A 15699-nucleotide genomic window follows, 5' to 3' on the forward strand; every position below is an offset into this window, starting at 1 on the left:
TCCAGCGGTGGGGGGTGGGTCAGGGAAGCTCGTAGTCCTCGTTGAGGGCCGCGCCGGCTTCGGGGTGGGTCTCGTCGTAGCCGCGCGCGTTGCACTGGAGCGCGCCGACGACGCAGTGGTCGACGAGCGCCTTGAGCGTCGCGTCGTCCCAGACGTTGATGAAGTCGTAGTGGAAGGAGTAGCCGCGACCGCTGGAGAGCGCGACCCGCGACATGTCGCCGTTCACGGGGAACGCCATCTTGAACTCGATCATCGGCAGCGCCACCGGGTGGCTCTGCGGGCAGACGTCGTTGTTCGTACCGGCCTTGACCACGGGGTACGCCATGTGGCTCTTGTGGTCCGGGGTGTCCAGGTAGCGGCCGTCCCAGCAACTGGGGGCCTGCATCCGGATGTTGAGCTGGGTGTCCTGGGAGCCGGGGCAGGTGGCGGGGATGTCGACGTTGAAGTAGCTCTCGCCGCACTCCCAGCCCTCGACGAAGCCCGGGTGGTTGCGGAACTCCTCGGCGCTCTGCAGCGGGTTGCCGACGACGAAGCGCAGCCCCTTGGGGAACGGGCGGACGCTGGTGTAGTCGGTGACGCCGGCCTTGTAGTAGATGACCTGCTCGCCCACGGGCAGCACGGGCCGGCCGCCGTTGAGGACGGTGGGCATCCAGTAGCCGGACTTGTCGCCGGGCGCCTTGCACGCGGTGCCGCCGGCGTCGAGGGAGGCGGTGGTGCTGTGCGCGTCGGTGGTGTCGTTGCCCATGAAGGTGTGGTCGTGGGACTTGCCGGGCTGGCCGGGGTAGACGATGGGGTCGTCGGGCTTGGTGTGGGTGACGGAGCAGTTGGCCTGGAACTCGTGGAAGTAGCGGTGGGGCGGCTCCTTGTCGGACGGTACGACGCCGGTGACGGGCGGTTCCGCGGGGATGTAGCCGTCGCCGTCGGGGTCGTCGCCGGAGACGGCGGGGCGGGGCTGGGCGTGGCCGGCGTGTGCGGGTTGGTCCGCGTCGTCGGCGGCTGCCGCCGTGGTGCGGGCGCTGGCCGTCTCGCCGGTGACGGCGATGGCACCGAGTGCGGTGACGCACAGGGCCAGGGCCAGGGCCGGCAGGAGTACGGCGTAGAGGCGCGATCTCCTCATCGGAGCCTCCTGGGGGTGGGGGAGGGAGAGAGAGCGGGAGAGCGCTCTCCCGTTGGGCTGGATGGTTACGCTCCGGAGAACGGCCGTCAAGAGAGCGGGCACGGACCCGTGGCTCGATATGCGGGAACGCGTCAAATGTCCGGCCGATTACGGCAGTTGACGGGCGGGCGCGGAGCGGGCCGCGGGGTGGCCGTCGATACGGTCCGTACGCCCCGCGCGTGCCCGTACCCCGGAGATCGCCTGCCTCGCGCCCGTACGCCCTCCGGTTCGTACCATGCACCGATGCCGGACTCCGACCTGACGCCGTACTGGAACACCAACGTCGCGCGCCACCCGGGCATCCTGCGCGCCGTCCCCGAGGGGTGCCGCGACGCGCTCGACGTCGGCTGCGGCGACGGCCTCCTCGTGCGCAAGCTCGCCGCGCGGGCGGAGCGCGTCACCGGCGTCGACAGCTCCCCGGAGATGATCGCCAGCGCGCGCGAGCAGGCCGCCGGCCGCCCCGGGGTCGGCTTCGTCGCGGGCGACTTCCTCACCGCCGACCTGCCCGCCGCCGGCTACGACTTCGTCTGCTCTGTCTCGGCCGTGCACCACATGGACTTCACCGCCGCCCTCGCCCGGATGCGTGACCTGCTGCGTCCCGGCGGCGTCCTCGTGGTCGTCGGCCTCGCCCGCGAGGCGAGCGTCGGGGACTGGGCCGTCACGGTCGCCGCGGCGCCCGTCGTACGGACGGCGAAGGTGCTGCGTCGCGCCTCCGGTCCGGCCGCCATGCCCTGCGCCGACCCGCGGATGAGCTACGGCGCGGTCCGCGCGGAGGCCCGCCGTCTGCTCCCGGGCGTGGACTACCGCCGCCACGTGCTGCGCCGCTACAGTCTCACCTGGCGCGCCCCCTGACTCACCCGGCGCGGCCCCCGGCTCACCCGGCGCGCCTCGCGACTCACCTGGGGTGCCGTCTGACTCACCCCGCCCGCGTGCGAGTTCACCTCCTCGTCACGTTTCGCGGTCTACGCCCCCGGCCGCCGGGCTCCTAGGCTGATCAGCATGCCGACCCACCGCATCAGCGCGCCCCTGCCCTCCTTCGACCCCGCCGAGGCGGAGGTCGTCATGCTCCCCGAGGCCCCCGAATCCGGGTACTGGACCGGCTGCCCCGGGGTGTTGTACGAGCCCGAGCGGGGGCGGTGGCTGATGACGTACCGCCGCCGGCGGCCCCGCGGCCACCCCGGGGGCGAGCGCGGCTGGCGCTGCGCGGTCGCCGTGAGCGAGGACGGGGTGGACTTCTCCGACGTGTGGGCGGTGGAGAGCAAGCAGTTGGGGACGGACTCGATGGAGCGCTTCAGCCTGCTGCCCACCCCCGGCGGCTACCAGCTCTATCTCAGCTACGTCGACCCCGCCGACTCCCGCTGGCGCATCGACGTCGTCGACGCCGCCGCACCCGACGCGTTCGACCTCGCCGGGGCGCGCCCCGCGCTGACCGCCGCCGGCACCGGCACCGAGGGGGTCAAGGACCCGTACACGCTGCGGCACGGGCCGCTGACCTACCTCTTCGCGAGCTACGCGCGCGCCGGGCTCGCCGCAGCCGACGCCGAGCGCGCGCACGCCACCGCCGACATCTACAACACCGGTGTCACCACCCACCCCACGGGCCTCGCCGTCTCCCTCGACGGCGGCGCGACCTTCGCCTGGCAGGGCGAGACCTTCCCCACCGGCAGCGGCTGGGACTCCTACCAGACCCGGCTCAACTCCGCGGTCCCGCTCGGCCCGGGCGCCGGCTGGCTCGGCTTCTACGACGGCATCGCCTCCCACGAGCAGAACTACGAGGAGCAGTGCGGCCTCGCGCTCTCGTACGACCTGCGCACCTGGCACCGGATCAGCACCGAGGGGCCGTGGGCGACCGTCCCGTACGGCACGGGTTCGGTGCGCTACGTCGACGCGGTCGTAGCTGAGGGCACGTGGCACATCTACTTCGAGGCCGCCCGCGCCGACGGGGCGCACGAACTGCGGTTGGCGCGCGTGCCCGTGGGCTGAGCGGGCGGCCGGGCCGTGGTGCGGCGGTGCCGCGGTGCCCCGGTGCCGCGGTGCCGTGGTGCGGCGGTGGCGCGGTGGCGCGGTGGTCCGCTGCGGCGCGGAACTGTGACCGTGCTGTGGCCGGCGGAGTGACCGCCGTCACAGCCGAGCCGCATCCGCCCTGGTCGACTGGGCGGATGCATCCCGCCACGCGCCGGTCCCGCGTACGTCACGCCCGCCCTCGCGCCACCCTCGCCCTCGCCGCCGTACTGCTGCTCGCCGCCTGCGGTACGGAGTCCGCCGGCGGCGCCGTGGACGCCGGGGCGCCGACCGCGCCCGGCAACCCGACGCCGGTGGAGGTCGACGGCGTGACCGTCACCCGCGTCCACACGGAGGCGGCCACCGCGGCGCCGGTGCGGGTGGAGTTCGAGATCACGAACCGCGGGGCGGAGGCGATGACGTACACCGTCACCTTCGAGGTACGCGCCGCCTCCGGTGAGGCGCTGTCGTACCCGACGCAGATCGTGCAGGCGGTGCCGGCGGGCCGTACGGTGCCGGGGCAGGTCGAGGTCTCGGAGCCGCGGGCGCGCGGCGGCGGCGCGCAGGTGCAGATCGGCGAGGTGCGCAGCGTCCCGGCGGACGAGGCACCCTCGGAGGGCGGGCCGTGCCCGCCGGCGGGGGTGCGGCTGTACGCAGACAGGGGCGACGCCGCGATGGGGCTGCGCGTGGTCGGGCTGCACCTGGAGAACTGCGGCACCGGGGTCCACCGGCTGGAGGGGTACCCGCGCCTGCAACTCCTGGACGAGGACCACCGGGAGATCGGCGGCGTACGCATCCACCGCGGTGGCGCCGCCATCGCCGCCGGCACGGGCGCGGACAACCCGCCCCGGCCGCTGGAACTGAAGCCGGGAGAGCGGGCGATGACCCTGCTGGTGTGGCGCAACACCGTGGAGGCGGGCGATCCGGTCAACGTCCCGTACGTACGGGTGCGGGCGAAGCCCGGCGCGGCACCGGTGACGGTGACCCCGGAACTCGACCTCGGCACGACGGGCGAACTCGGCGTCGGCGCCTGGCAGAAGACGTAACCACCCCATCCCCGCACTCCCGCCCAAGGGTAGCCGCGCCCTGTGACATCGCCCCGAGGGCAGCGCCGCCGTCTCGACCCGTGCGCCCCGAACTCCGGCCCGTCGAACGCCCTCCTGGAGCGCCGCTGCCGGACGGTCATCCGCTCCCGGAAGGCCGTGGGCGGGGCTCGGTGTCAGAGGAGGCGCCTACCCTTGGGCGGGCGTGTGGGGTTCACCTGGTGAAGGTGCGGATGCGGTAGCGCAGGCCGGTGCGGCTGAGCTGCCAGCCGCCGTCCTCGGCGAGCCGCCACTCCGGTCCGGGCGCCGGCGCGTACGTGTCGCCGGCCACCGCCGTGTCGACCTCCGTGACCGAGAGCGTCGTGGCGTGCGGCAGCGCGGCCCGGTAGACCTCCCCGCCGCCGATCACCCACACCGTGGCGCCGGGCCCGCCCGCGGCCGACTCCAGCGCCCGGTCGACGGACCCGGCGCGCACGGCGCCGTCCGCCGCCCACCGCGGGTCGCGCGTCACCACGACGTTGCGCCTGCCGGGCAGCGGCCGGAACCGCGACGGCAGCGAATCCCACGTCCTGCGCCCCATCACCACCGGGTGGCCGAGGGTGGCCGCCCTGAAGTGCGCCATGTCCTCGGGCAGGCGCCACGGAACGGCGTTGTCCGCGCCGATCACGCCGCCGCGCGCCTGCGCCCAGATCAGCCCTACGTTCACACCGCGACCGGGGCCTTGATGGCCGGGTGGTGCCGGTAGCCGACCACCTCGACGTCCGCGTAGGCGTAGTCGAAGAGCGAGTCGGCCTGGCGCAGCCGCAGCTTCGGGAACTCGTACGGGGCGCGCGCAAGCTGCTCCGTCACCTGGTCGACGTGGTTGTCGTAGATGTGGCAGTCGCCGCCGGTCCAGATGAAGTCACCCGGTTCGAGGCCGGTCTGCTGCGCCACCATGTGCGTGAGCAGGGCGTAGCCGGCGATGTTGAACGGGACGCCGAGGAAGAGGTCGGCGCTGCGCTGGTAGAGCTGGCAGGAGAGCCTGCCCTCGGCGACGTAGAACTGGAAGAAGGCGTGGCACGGCGGCAGCGCCATGCCCTCCAGTTCGGCGACGTTCCAGGCGGAGACGATCATCCGGCGGGAGTCGGGGTTGCGGCGCAGCGTGTCGAGCACGTCGCTGATCTGGTCGATATGCCTGCCGTCCGGCGTGGGCCAGGAGCGCCACTGCACGCCGTAGACGGGGCCCAGCTCGCCCTCGGCGTCGGCCCACTCGTCCCAGATGGTGACGCCGTGCTCCTGGAGCCAGCCGACGTTGGAGTCGCCGCGCAGGAACCACAGCAGCTCGTACACGATGGACTTCAGATGCACCTTCTTGGTGGTGATCAGCGGGAAGCCCTGCGCGAGGTCGTAGCGCAGTTGGTGTCCGAAGACACTCCGGGTGCCGGTGCCCGTCCGGTCGGCCTTGGCCGTCCCGGAGGTGAGCACGGTTCGCAACAGGTCTTCGTACTGGGTGTCCGCCACAGCGGTCGAGTGTACTGCCGCCCACCAGGCAGAGCGCGAAACGGAACCTCCTCCTCCCCCGGGCGGTCGGTGGCGTACGCGCCTACTTGCGGCCGTGCCGCAGCCCGTGCACGGCCGCGATGGCCGCCGCCGCGCCCGCCGCGATGCCGGCGACGACGAAGCACAGGACGTACGCGTCCACGGTCGGCACCTCGGTGCCGTCGATGACCTGTGCCGCCAGCACCGCCGCGGTCGCGGCGCTGGCGATGCTGCCGCCGGCGGTACGGACGAGGGAGTTGATGCCGCTGGCGATGCCGCTCTGGTCCATCGGCACGTGCTGGACGGCGAGCGTGCCGAGGGCCGCGTAGGCGATGCCGATGCCGAGGCCCTGGATGCCGCTGAAGATCATGATGTCCAGGGCGGAGTCGTGCATGAGCGCCAGCCAGACGTACGCGACGCCCGCGACGACCGAGCCGAGGGACAGGGTCCAGGCGGCGCCGACCCGGGCCTCGATGCGGCCGGAGAGCGCGGAGAAGATCAGCATGGTGAAGGTGCTGGGCAGGAGGTACAGGCCGACGTCCAGCACCGAGCCGCTGAGTCCGTAGCCCACCTCGCTCTCGGGGGTCTGGATGAAGTTCGAGATCAGGGTGAAGGCCGCGAACATCGAGAAGCCCAGGAGCAGCGAGGCCAGGTTGGCCGACAGGGACTGGGGGCCGACCAGGATCTGCAGCCGTACCAGCGGCTCGCGGATCCTCAGTTCGACGGCCACCCACACCGCGCACAGCACGACCGCCGCCGCGAACAGGCCGAGGATGCGGGCGTCGGTCCAGCCCCACGAGTTGCCCTGGCTGATGCCGATCAGCAGGCTGACGAGCCAGCCCGCGAGCAGGGCGGCGCCGACGAGGTCGGGGCGGCCGCCGGCGCGGCGGCCGGAGTCGCGGGTGCAGAAGAGGACGAACAGCAGCCCGACGGCGGCCATGGCGGCGGCTATCCAGAAGACCGGGTGGTGCGAGTCGGTGTTGTCGGCGATGAGGCCGGCGACGAGCATGCCGACGGCACCGCCGACGCCGAGGGTGGCGCTGACGACGCCGATGGCGGTGGTGACCTTCTCGCGCGGGTAGGAGTCGCGGATCATCCCGATGGCCAGCGGGATGACGGCCGAGGAGGCGCCCTGGAGGGCGCGGCCGACGATGAGGACGGCGAGGGAGTCGGATATCGCGCAGACGACGGAGCCGGCGACGAGCAGCCCCATCGTCACCGAGATCATCTTCTTCTTGCCGTACATGTCGCCGAAGCGGGACAGCAGCGGCGTGGCGACCGCCCCGGCGAGCAGCGTCGCGGTGAAGACCCACGAGACGGCGGCGACGGAGATGTCGAACGTCTGCATGAGCTGGGGGAGCAGGGGCAGCACCAGCGTCTGCTGCAGCGATACGACGAGCCCGGCGGTGGCCAGCGCGAGCAGCGTCGGGCCGGGTCCGGAGGACGGGCCGACCCGGTCGGCGCGGCCGTCCTCGGCCACCGTGGTGGCGGTGTCTGTCATCGGGGTGGACTCCTGCGGCGGGAGGTGGATTACTTGACTTACGCAAGCATGTGGTCCTTAGTTGAGTCAAGCAAATGATTGTTAAAGTGATGCCTATGTCATTCCGGCCACCAGTAGCCACCCACGTTTCCCCCGACGTGGCCGAGATCGAGCGCGCCCTCAGCCGCATCGCGTACCTGAGCGGCCGGGCCCGGCAGCACGAGCGGCTGATGGCGCTCGCGGGGGTGCCGCTGGACCGGGCGGCGGTGGCGCTGCTGCGGCAGATCGAGGACTCCGAGCCGCTGCGCCTCGGCGAGCTGGCGGACCGGCTGGGGGTCGAGGCGTCGCATGTGACGCGGCAGGTGCAGCAGTTGCAGAAGGCGGCCTACGTCTCCCGCGTCCCGGATCCGGACGACCGCCGGGCGCAGCGCATCCAGCTCACCGAGGCCGGGCGCGAGGCGATCGGGCGCATCCGGGAGGTGGCGTGCCGGGGAATGCAGGGGGCGCTGGCGGAGTGGTCGCCGGAGGATCTGCGCCGGCTCGCGGAGCTCTTCCACCGGATGGTCGACGACTTCGTCGCGCACATCGACGAGTAGCCGGCCGCGGTGGGGCGGTGCGCCGGGGCGGAGGGGTCCGGCGAGGACGGGCCCGTCGGGGGAGAGGGCTTGACGGCGTCGGGGGCCTCGGCTTCAATCCGTTAATAGGTCCAGACCAATAGCTCACGCTCCCTCCCGTCGAGACGGCTCGATCCCCGGCTGTCTGTAGCTGTCTGTAGCTGTCATGCACGCGACATCGCCCGTGTCGGCGCCGCCCTCGTGTGACCCGGGCACCCACCCCACCGCACTGGGAGGACCCGTGCGTATCCGAAACCGCTTAATCGCCTACCTGAGCGCCGCGCTGCTCGCCGGCGCCGGCGCGGTGGCCCTGCCCACCACGGCGCAGGCCGCCAACCTGCTCGACGACCCGGGCTTCGAATCCGGCAGCCTGGCCGACTGGAACTGCGCCGACGGGGCCGGCTCCGTCGTGAGCAGCCCCGTCCGCAGCGGCACCAGGGCGCTCTCCGGCGCCGCGACCGCGAGCAGCAACGCCCGCTGTGCCCAGACCGTCGCCGTGCAACCCGGCACCACGTACACCCTGTCCGGCTGGGTGCGCGGCAGCTACGTCTATCTCGGCGTGACCGGCGGCAACGCCACCTGGACGGCGTCGGCCACCAACTACACCGAGCTGACGACGTCGTTCACCACCGGCGCCAACCAGACCACCGCCGAGGTCTACGTCCACGGCTGGTACGGCCAGGGCACCTACTACGCCGACGACATCACCCTCGACGGCCCCGGCGGCCAGCCCGACACCGAGGCGCCCGGCGCACCGGGCACCCCCCGCGTCACCGGCACCGGCGCCACCTCCGTCTCGCTCGCCTGGGACGCCGCCACCGACAACGTCGGCGTCACGGGCTACGACGTCTACCGCGACGGCACCCTGGCCACCACGGTGACCGGCACCACCGCCACCGTCACCGGGCTCACCCCGAGCACCGAGTACGCCTTCACCGTCCGTGCCAAGGACCGGGCCGGCAACGCCTCGCCGCTCACCGCCGCGGTGCGGGCCACGACCGACGAGGACGGCGGCGGCAACGCCTTCGTCCAGGCGGCCCCGTACCTCTACCTGGGCTGGGGCGACCCGCCGAGCCCGACCGAGGTGATGAGCGCGACCGGCATCAAGTGGTACACGATGGCGTTCATCCTGGCCCAGAACGGCTGCAACCCGGCGTGGGACAGCCAGCGTCCGCTCACCGGCGGCCAGGACCAGGCCGCCATCAACGCCATCCGCGCGGCCGGCGGCGACGTCGTCCCCTCCATCGGCGGCTGGAGCGGCAACAAGCTCGGCCCCAACTGCGGCACGGCCGAGGCGCTGGCCGGCGCCTACCAGAAGGTGATCGACGCCTACGACCTGAACGCGATCGACGTCGACATCGAGAACACCGACGAGTTCGAGAACCCGACGGTGCAGGACCGCATCCTGAACGCGCTCAAGATCGTCAAGCAGAACAACCCCGGGCTGCGGACCATCCTCACCTTCCCCACGCTCAACACCGGCCCCAACTCCTGGGGCAACCGTCTGATCGAGCGGGCCCACGCCCTCCAGGCGGACATCGACAACTTCACCATCATGCCGTTCAACTTCGGCGGTCACGCGGACATGTACGGCAACACCGTCCGCGCCACCGAGGGGCTGAAGGCCAAGCTCACCTCCGTCTTCGGCTGGACCGATGCGGAGGCGTACGCCCACATCGGCATTTCGGGCATGAACAACAACAGTGACGTGGGCGAGGTCACCACGCCGCAGATCTGGACCCAGATCCGCGACTGGGCCAACTCCCACGACATCGGCCGGCTGGCCTTCTGGTCGGTCAACCGCGACCGTCCGAACTGGGAGTTCACCCGCATCACCGCCGGCTTCACCGGCTGACCACCCGCGCGCCGCTACGAGTGCGCCGGCACCCCCGGGGCCCGCTCCGGGGGTGTCCCGGCGTCCGAGGCGTCCGAGGCGACCGCGGTGTCGGCGGCGTCGGCCGGGCGGCGGCGGTGAGGATGCGGAGGGGCACGTGCTAACTCCGTGGTGTCGTGGGTCGTTCGGCCGGGGGCGGGCCCGGCGTGTAGCCGGCTTCCTCGACGGCGGCGTGGATGTCCGCCTCCGGCACCGGACGGTCCGCCCGTACGACGACGGTCTCGGCCGCTATGTCCACGCGCACGTCCGTGACGCCCGGGACGCGGCCGATCTCCTCGCCGACGATTGCCGCGCAGTGACCGCACACCATGCCCAGCACGGTGTGACGCGACTCGATCACGAGCCGTCCCCCTCCTCGCCCGCTTCTTCCGCGGGCGTGCCGTCCCCGTCCGTCCCCGGGGTCCTGACGGTCCTGCTGAGCTGGTGGGTCCGGCGTATCCGGCCGTCCGGGGCCAGCTCGCCGAAGAGATGGACCTCCGTGCCGGTGCACCGGCCCCTGCGGTCCGTGGCGTGAATCGTGAAGCGGGCGGCTATCCGATCGCCGTCCCGCAGCGCCTCGTGCACCTCGAAGGCGAAGTCCGAGAGGTTCTTGCGGACCGGGCGGATGTGCGCCACCAGCCGCGCCCGGTCGATGCGGATCCCGTCGGCCGTCTGCACGATGTCCGGTGTGTAGTAGCGGTCGACCACCGGGCCGGGGTCACCGTCGTCCGCCGTGACCTCCCGCGTGAAGGAGGTGAAGAACTCGGCCACGAAGCGGCGGGCGTCGGTCGTCTCACGGGCCGTCATGTCGCTCCCCCCGTCGCGGGACGAGCCCGCGCACCACTGCGAAGTAGCACCCGCGGGCGCTATCTCTTACACTCCGTAAGATATAGCGCCGAACTAACTTTGACAAGGTGTATGACTTTGCCGTCCAAGGGATCCAGGGAACCCACGGAGTCCGCGGGAGACCGCCCGGCCCCGCGCCGCCGCCGCGCCGATGCCGAGCGCAGCCGCTCCGCCATCGTCGACGCCGCGGTCCGGCTGCTCGGCGAGCGGCCGGAGGCCAGCGTCGAGGCCATCGCCGCCGCCGCGGGCGTCACCCGCCAGACCGTCTACGCCCACTACCCGTCGCGCAACGAGGTGCTCACCGCCGTCTTCGACCGCCTCACCGCGGAGACCGGCGCCGCGCTCGACGCCGCGCGCCTCGACGAACTCCCCGCCGCCACCGGCCTGCTGCGGCTGCTCGACGTGAGCTGGGAGATCGCCGACCGCTACCCCGGCCTCCGGCACACCGAGCCGCCCCCCGCCGACCGCCGGCAGGAGGCGGAACAGCACCGGCCGATCACCGACCGGCTGGAGCGGATCGCCCGCCGCGGCCAGGAGTCGGGGGAGTTCGACCGCGACGCCGACCCCCGCTGGCTCGCCGCCGCCACCGTCGCCCTCGGCCACGCGGCGGGGGCGGAGGTCGCCGCCGGCCGGATGACCCCGGCCGCCGCGGCGAAAGAGCTGCGCAAGGGGGTGCTGCGGCTGTACGGGGCCGAGGCGTAGACCGGGGCTGTGGCCGAGGCGGAGGCCCGGGCAGAGACAGAGGCAGAGACAGAGAAAGACGCCGAGGCCGAGGCGGAGTCACGGGCGTAGGCCCGGGCGGGGCTCTGGCGCCCCGGCCCGGGCCCGGCCGAACCCCACGCCGACCGGGCCCGGCCGCGGGGCCGGGTCCCCTCATTCCGGCCCGGCCCCGCGCGACGCCCTCGGCGGTGCGCTGCCGCAGCACCGCCGAGGGGCGCCCGGCCCCGCCCCCCGCGGGACCGCGGTCAGCCCTGCTGCCTCGCCGGACCGTTCCGCCGCTGGTTGTACACCAGCGCCCCGCCGGCGAAGATCACCGCGCCCACACCCGCCAGCGCCGCGGGCAGCACCGGCGACGAGTCGTCGGACGCGGCGGCCAGGTTCGAGTCACCCGCGTCCAGCGTCTCCACGGCCTGCGTCTGCCCGCTGTGCGTGCCGTGGTCGCCGTGCGCGCCCTTGACCGGGTCGGCCTTGGTGTTCTCCTGGTCCGCGCCCAGCGCCTGGACCTCGTCCGCCGACAGCGCGCCCGGCGTCAGGCCGGTGACCTGGCCGTTGCCGCCGTCGAAGACGACGTCGGAGCAGGAGAAGAAGTTCTCCTGGCTGTCCGAGCGGATCCACTGGACGAACAGCATGTGCTGCCCACTGCGCTGCGGGAGTTGCAGGTCCCAGTAGTAGTGCCCGCCGTCCGAGCCCGCGCCCCCCGCCTGCGGCGGGTTGGTGACCGTCTGCAGGTGCGTCAGGTCGCCCCAGGACAGCGCCCCGGACGGGCTCCAGCCGTTGTTGGTGATGTACACCTCGAACCGGCCGGGGTGGTGCGCCCAGTTGCTGTACTCGAGCTTGATGTTCGAGCCGGAGGTGAGGTGGGTGACCGGCCAGTCGGTGCGGGCCGCGTTGTACGGCGAGAAGTTGTACGGGCTGCGGTCGCCGGCGCTGCAGAGCTTGCCGTCCGCCACGTAGCCCTGGCCGCGCCCGCCGGCGTTGGAGTCCAGCACGGCGAACCAGTTGTACAGCGGCGTCGTGCCGGCGGACTGCACCGCCGCCTTGCACGCCGGGTTCTGCGGCATCTGCGTGGAGCTGTTCGCGAGCAGGTCCTTGTAGCACAGGAACGTACGCGAGCCGGGCACCATCGCGACGCCGTGGGCCGACGCGGGCGTCGGCACCGCCAGCGCGGCGGTCGCGACGCCCGCGACCCCGGCGAGTGCGAGCGTGCGCCGGAGGCGGAGTGATCTTCCGGCGCGGACGAGTCGTTGGACAGCCATGGTCATGGTCTCCTTCGGGTTCCCTGAGCGCTGACGCGAGAGCCCGCGACCTCGGTGCGCGTGACGGGCCGCCGGGCCGTCCCGGGGCCCGGGTGGCCGGCGACCGACCTGGCAGGGGGTCTCACGGTCGTCGTGAACAGGTCAATGGGAGCGCTCCCAATGACGGTAGCGCGGTATTTCACGGCTGTAAACGGAACGCACACCGGTCCGGCGACTTCTCTTCTCTCCTCCGGGCATGGGCCGGGCGGGGCCCGTTGTTGTCGATCTCGACAGGCCCGCCGTGAACAGGAGACAGACATGCCCGAGATCCGCGACGCCGAGATCGTCGTCTTCGACGTCCTCGGCACGCTCGTCGACGAACCCGGCGGGCTGCGCGCGGAGATCCGCGCCGCAGCGCCCGCGGCCGACGACGCGGCGGCCGACGACCTCCTCGCGCTGTGGCAGGGGCACGTCGAGGCCGAGCAGGCGCGGATGGCCCGGGGGCAGCGCCCGTACGCCGACAGCGAGACCGTCGACCGCGAAGCAGCCGAACTCGTCGCCGAACGCGCCGGCGTCACCGACCCCGCGGCCGTCGCCCGGCTGGCCACCGCCACCCGCCGGCTCCCCCCGTGGCCCGACTCCGCCGCCGGACTCGACCGCGTCGCCCGGCACTTCCCGGTGGCCGGGCTCTCCAACGCCGCGGGACCCGCGCTGCTCCGGCTCGCCGCGCACGGCGGGCTGCGCTGGCACCAGGCCCTGTCGGGCGCGGCGGTACGGGCCTACAAGCCGGCGCCGGAGGTCTACCGGCTCGCCGCCGAGGCCGCCGACTGCCCGCCCGAGCGGGTGCTGATGGTCGCCGCGCACGCCTGGGACCTGCGGGCGGCGCGGGAGAACGGCCTGCGGACGGCGTACGTCCCGCGGCCGGTCGGCGATCCGCCGGCGGAGACCGACGCGTTCGACTGGCACTTCGACGGTCTCGACGGTCTCGTGGAGGCCCTGACGGCGCAGTAGGGAGTACGGCGCGGCCGGCTCTCCGGACGGTCACAGCCGCCCCATCCGCCCCACCCGGCACACCCTCCCCAACGAGGGGCGCGCGGCGCGCGCCGTGCTCCCGGGCGCGTACGGCTAGGCCGGCTTCCGCCTGTTCGGCGGGGCCGCGATGGGCCACGATCTTCCCGGCGGCCGAAGTGCCCGCCGGGGGGCGGGTGTTCCGGGACCCCTCCCGGCTCCGGTGCCCAAGGATGGGAGACGGCCGCCGGTGGCTCGCCCGAGAAAGGGATCACGATGGAAGCGTTTCCTCCGATGCCCAGCGAGCCGCCCTCCGGATCCGGGCAGCCCTCCGAACCGGGACGGCCTTCCGGAGCCGAGCGGCCGTCCGGCCCCGGGCAGCCGTCCGACTCCGGGCAGACGCCTACCGAGCCCGAGATGCTGGTGTACGAGCCCGCCCGCCCGGTGTTCGAGTTCGCGCCCGTGCCCGTACGCCCCCGTGACCCGTACGCCGTCGGGCTCGCCAACGCCTCGCTGCTGGGCATCGGTTACGGGATGCTCCGCCGGCCGCGCCTGGCCGTCGGCGCCGCGGGCGTGTCGGTCGTGCTCGTCATCCTGCTGGCGACGGCCGGACGGAACGTGTGGTTCCAGGCCGTCGTGCTGGCGTGGTGGATCGCCGTCACGGTGCACGGCTGGTACCTCGCCGGCGGCCGCCTGCCCCGCCGCGCCACCGCCGCGCCCCAGTCGTCGCAGGCCGTGGAGCCGTCGCAGGCCACGGAGGCGTCCCAGACCCCGGAGCCGTCGCACACCGTCGCGGCGGCGCACGCCGCGGAGCCCGTACCGGCCGACGCGCCCCCCGGGCCGCCACCGCCCCCCGCACCTCCCGCGCCCCCTGCCCTCCCCGTCAACGCACGCCGCGACCGCCTGGTCGCCCTCCTCGTCGCCGCCCCCGTCATCCTCGCCTGCACCGCCCTGCGCCTCGACGCCTCCCGGATCGAGGGCAACGCCGCCGACGCCCACCGCGCCGACAAGTGCGCCGAGGCCGTCTCCGACCTCGACGGCCTCTGGTTCGGCCACCGCCTCGCCGACGCCCCGCTGACGGCCCGTGCCGAGGAGAGCACCGAGGCGTGCGAGCTGCTGCTGAAGGCCGAGCGCCAGGCGGCCGGCGACCGCGTACGCGGCGCCCGTACGCTCAAGGCGTACGCCGAACACCCCGGCGCGCTCTGGGACGGCGCCGCCGACCAGCGGGCCGACCTCCTCCTCGCCGAGGCGCGGGACGAGCTGGAGGCCGGACTGACCGGTGACACCGACGCGCTGAGCGCGGGTTTCGGCCATCTCTCCACGGTCCTCGACGAGTTCGACGGCGGCGACGACAGCGGCGGTGAGGACCGCGGCGGCGACGTGGACGACCGGCTCGACGAGTTCCTCGGCGCGCTGCCCACCGACGACGCCTGCCAGACCAAGGAGGTCACCGACTGGCTCGGCGCATACGAGGCCGGCGACGACGGGCTGGCGCGCGCCGCCGACGTCGTCCCCGAGGTCGCGCCCGCCGCCATGGTCGACTGCGGCGACAAGCTGATGGCGGACGACACCTGGAAGCAGGCCCGCACCCAGTACGAGCAACTCCTCGACGAATACCCCGACCACGAGCTGGCCGGCGCCGCCGAGGCCGGCGTCGAGCGCGCGGATCTGGCCATCCAGCTCGACAAGGTACGCGGACTGCTGGAGCCGGGCCCGTACGGCGAGAAGCCCGGCTACTGCGACAACCCGGCCCCGTACCGCGGCGCCAAGGCCTACCGCGGCGACGGCCCGCACCGCGCGATGCTCATCGGCCAGAGCAAGCACCGCGCGAAGCTGCCGTCCTCCTGGCTGGCGAAGGACCCGAAGGACGCGGTGGCGATCATCTGCGCGGGCGGCTCGAAGCACGGCGCCACGGTGGCGAACTGCCCGTACGAGTCCGACCTGGCCGTCGGCGGGGTCCAGAACGTGGCGTTCAAGAACCGCGAGATCCCGGTCCGGGTCTACGAGCTGCGCACCGGCAAGCTGGCGAAGAAGACCACCGTGGAGATCGGCGGCTCCAGTTGCCCGGCCGTGCTGGAGTACACGTACTACGGCGTCGACGCCGGCCCGCCGTCCGAGGTCTACGTCACGTCCTCGGAGTCCGACGTGCGCGCGGGCTACGAGTCGCTGATCTATCCGTGAGGAACCACCCCTGAGAGCCGGGGC

The 15699-nt window shown here is 73.3% G+C and carries 15 protein-coding genes; 8 read left to right on the forward strand and 7 right to left on the reverse strand.

The window, feature by feature from the left end; all coding sequences use genetic code 11:
• Positions 1 to 19: 19 nt before the first annotated feature.
• Positions 20 to 1117 carry a DUF1996 domain-containing protein gene (locus tag O7599_RS28705; protein WP_281618504.1) on the reverse strand — a complete coding sequence of 366 codons (1098 nt, stop codon included), beginning with the start codon at positions 1115 to 1117 and terminating at the stop codon, positions 20 to 22.
• Between the two features lie 282 nt (positions 1118 to 1399).
• Here O7599_RS28705 and O7599_RS28710 point away from each other — a divergent pair, with 282 nt between their 5' ends.
• The 3 genes from O7599_RS28710 to O7599_RS28720 all read left to right on the forward strand — a co-directional run bounded on the left by O7599_RS28710 (position 1400) and on the right by O7599_RS28720 (position 4203).
• Complete coding sequence (locus O7599_RS28710; protein WP_281618505.1) at positions 1400 to 2008, forward strand: class I SAM-dependent methyltransferase; 609 nt, start codon at positions 1400 to 1402, stop codon at positions 2006 to 2008.
• A gap of 147 nt (positions 2009 to 2155) precedes the next feature.
• Positions 2156 to 3139, forward strand: coding sequence for a hypothetical protein (locus O7599_RS28715; RefSeq protein ID WP_281618506.1), 984 nt, complete (start codon positions 2156 to 2158; stop codon positions 3137 to 3139).
• 290 nt (positions 3140 to 3429) lie between these two features.
• Complete coding sequence (locus O7599_RS28720) at positions 3430 to 4203, forward strand: DUF4232 domain-containing protein (RefSeq protein WP_281623554.1); 774 nt, start codon at positions 3430 to 3432, stop codon at positions 4201 to 4203.
• 211 nt (positions 4204 to 4414) lie between these two features.
• Here the strand turns inward: O7599_RS28720 and O7599_RS28725 are convergent, their stop codons facing one another.
• The 3 genes from O7599_RS28725 to O7599_RS28735 form a co-directional block, all read right to left on the reverse strand.
• Positions 4415 to 4906 carry a dihydrofolate reductase gene (locus O7599_RS28725; RefSeq protein ID WP_281618507.1) on the reverse strand — a complete coding sequence of 164 codons (492 nt, stop codon included), beginning with the start codon at positions 4904 to 4906 and terminating at the stop codon, positions 4415 to 4417.
• Positions 4903 to 5700, reverse strand: coding sequence for a thymidylate synthase (locus O7599_RS28730; RefSeq protein WP_281618508.1), 798 nt, complete (start codon positions 5698 to 5700; stop codon positions 4903 to 4905). Before O7599_RS28730 ends, O7599_RS28725 begins: the two co-directional genes overlap by 4 nt.
• An 82-nt stretch (positions 5701 to 5782) precedes the next feature.
• Positions 5783 to 7219: an MFS transporter gene (locus O7599_RS28735; protein WP_281618509.1), complete on the reverse strand. Its 1437-nt coding sequence runs from the start codon at positions 7217 to 7219 to the stop codon at positions 5783 to 5785.
• Between the two features lie 95 nt (positions 7220 to 7314).
• Here O7599_RS28735 and O7599_RS28740 point away from each other — a divergent pair, with 95 nt between their 5' ends.
• Positions 7315 to 7794, forward strand: coding sequence for a MarR family transcriptional regulator (locus O7599_RS28740; protein WP_281618510.1), 480 nt, complete (start codon positions 7315 to 7317; stop codon positions 7792 to 7794).
• A gap of 259 nt (positions 7795 to 8053) precedes the next feature.
• Positions 8054 to 9667: a carbohydrate binding domain-containing protein gene (locus O7599_RS28745; RefSeq protein ID WP_281618511.1), complete on the forward strand. Its 1614-nt coding sequence runs from the start codon at positions 8054 to 8056 to the stop codon at positions 9665 to 9667.
• A gap of 139 nt (positions 9668 to 9806) precedes the next feature.
• On the opposite strand, the gene O7599_RS28750 is transcribed toward O7599_RS28745, so the two are convergent.
• Complete coding sequence (locus O7599_RS28750; protein WP_281618512.1) at positions 9807 to 10046, reverse strand: heavy-metal-associated domain-containing protein; 240 nt, start codon at positions 10044 to 10046, stop codon at positions 9807 to 9809.
• Positions 10043 to 10492, reverse strand: a complete 450-nt coding sequence (locus O7599_RS28755) for a nuclear transport factor 2 family protein (RefSeq protein WP_281618513.1) — start codon at positions 10490 to 10492, stop codon at positions 10043 to 10045. The genes O7599_RS28750 and O7599_RS28755 overlap by 4 nt, the downstream gene beginning before the upstream one ends.
• 117 nt (positions 10493 to 10609) lie before the next feature.
• Here O7599_RS28755 and O7599_RS28760 point away from each other — a divergent pair, with 117 nt between their 5' ends.
• Entirely contained in the window at positions 10610 to 11233 is a 624-nt protein-coding gene (locus O7599_RS28760; protein ID WP_281618514.1) for a TetR/AcrR family transcriptional regulator, read from the forward strand.
• 263 nt (positions 11234 to 11496) lie between these two features.
• Here O7599_RS28760 and O7599_RS28765 read toward each other — a convergent pair whose 3' ends face one another.
• Entirely contained in the window at positions 11497 to 12513 is a 1017-nt protein-coding gene (locus tag O7599_RS28765) for a lytic polysaccharide monooxygenase (protein ID WP_281618515.1), read from the reverse strand.
• 291 nt (positions 12514 to 12804) lie between these two features.
• Between O7599_RS28765 and O7599_RS28770 the strand changes: the two genes are divergently transcribed.
• Positions 12805 to 13497 carry a haloacid dehalogenase type II gene (locus O7599_RS28770; protein ID WP_281618516.1) on the forward strand — a complete coding sequence of 231 codons (693 nt, stop codon included), beginning with the start codon at positions 12805 to 12807 and terminating at the stop codon, positions 13495 to 13497.
• Between the two features lie 414 nt (positions 13498 to 13911).
• Positions 13912 to 15675, forward strand: coding sequence for a hypothetical protein (locus O7599_RS28775; RefSeq protein WP_281618517.1), 1764 nt, complete (start codon positions 13912 to 13914; stop codon positions 15673 to 15675).
• Positions 15676 to 15699: the final 24 nt, after the last annotated feature.

This window comes from Streptomyces sp. WMMC500, assembly GCF_027497195.1.
Classification (GTDB): domain Bacteria; phylum Actinomycetota; class Actinomycetes; order Streptomycetales; family Streptomycetaceae; genus Streptomyces.

Bases quoted from the DNA above. Each gene is read 5' to 3' on its own strand.
- O7599_RS28705 (WP_281618504.1), bottom strand. From the start codon at position 1,117: ATGAGGAGATCGCGCCTCTACGCCGTACTCCTGCCGGCCCTGGCCCTG.
- O7599_RS28710 (WP_281618505.1), top strand. From the start codon at position 1,400: ATGCCGGACTCCGACCTGACGCCGTACTGGAACACCAACGTCGCGCGC.
- O7599_RS28715 (WP_281618506.1), top strand. From the start codon at position 2,156: ATGCCGACCCACCGCATCAGCGCGCCCCTGCCCTCCTTCGACCCCGCC.
- O7599_RS28735 (WP_281618509.1), bottom strand. From the start codon at position 7,219: ATGACAGACACCGCCACCACGGTGGCCGAGGACGGCCGCGCCGACCGG.
- O7599_RS28740 (WP_281618510.1), top strand. From the start codon at position 7,315: ATGTCATTCCGGCCACCAGTAGCCACCCACGTTTCCCCCGACGTGGCC.
- O7599_RS28755 (WP_281618513.1), bottom strand. From the start codon at position 10,492: ATGACGGCCCGTGAGACGACCGACGCCCGCCGCTTCGTGGCCGAGTTC.
- O7599_RS28765 (WP_281618515.1), bottom strand. From the start codon at position 12,513: ATGACCATGGCTGTCCAACGACTCGTCCGCGCCGGAAGATCACTCCGC.
- O7599_RS28770 (WP_281618516.1), top strand. From the start codon at position 12,805: ATGCCCGAGATCCGCGACGCCGAGATCGTCGTCTTCGACGTCCTCGGC.
- O7599_RS28775 (WP_281618517.1), top strand. From the start codon at position 13,912: ATGCTGGTGTACGAGCCCGCCCGCCCGGTGTTCGAGTTCGCGCCCGTG.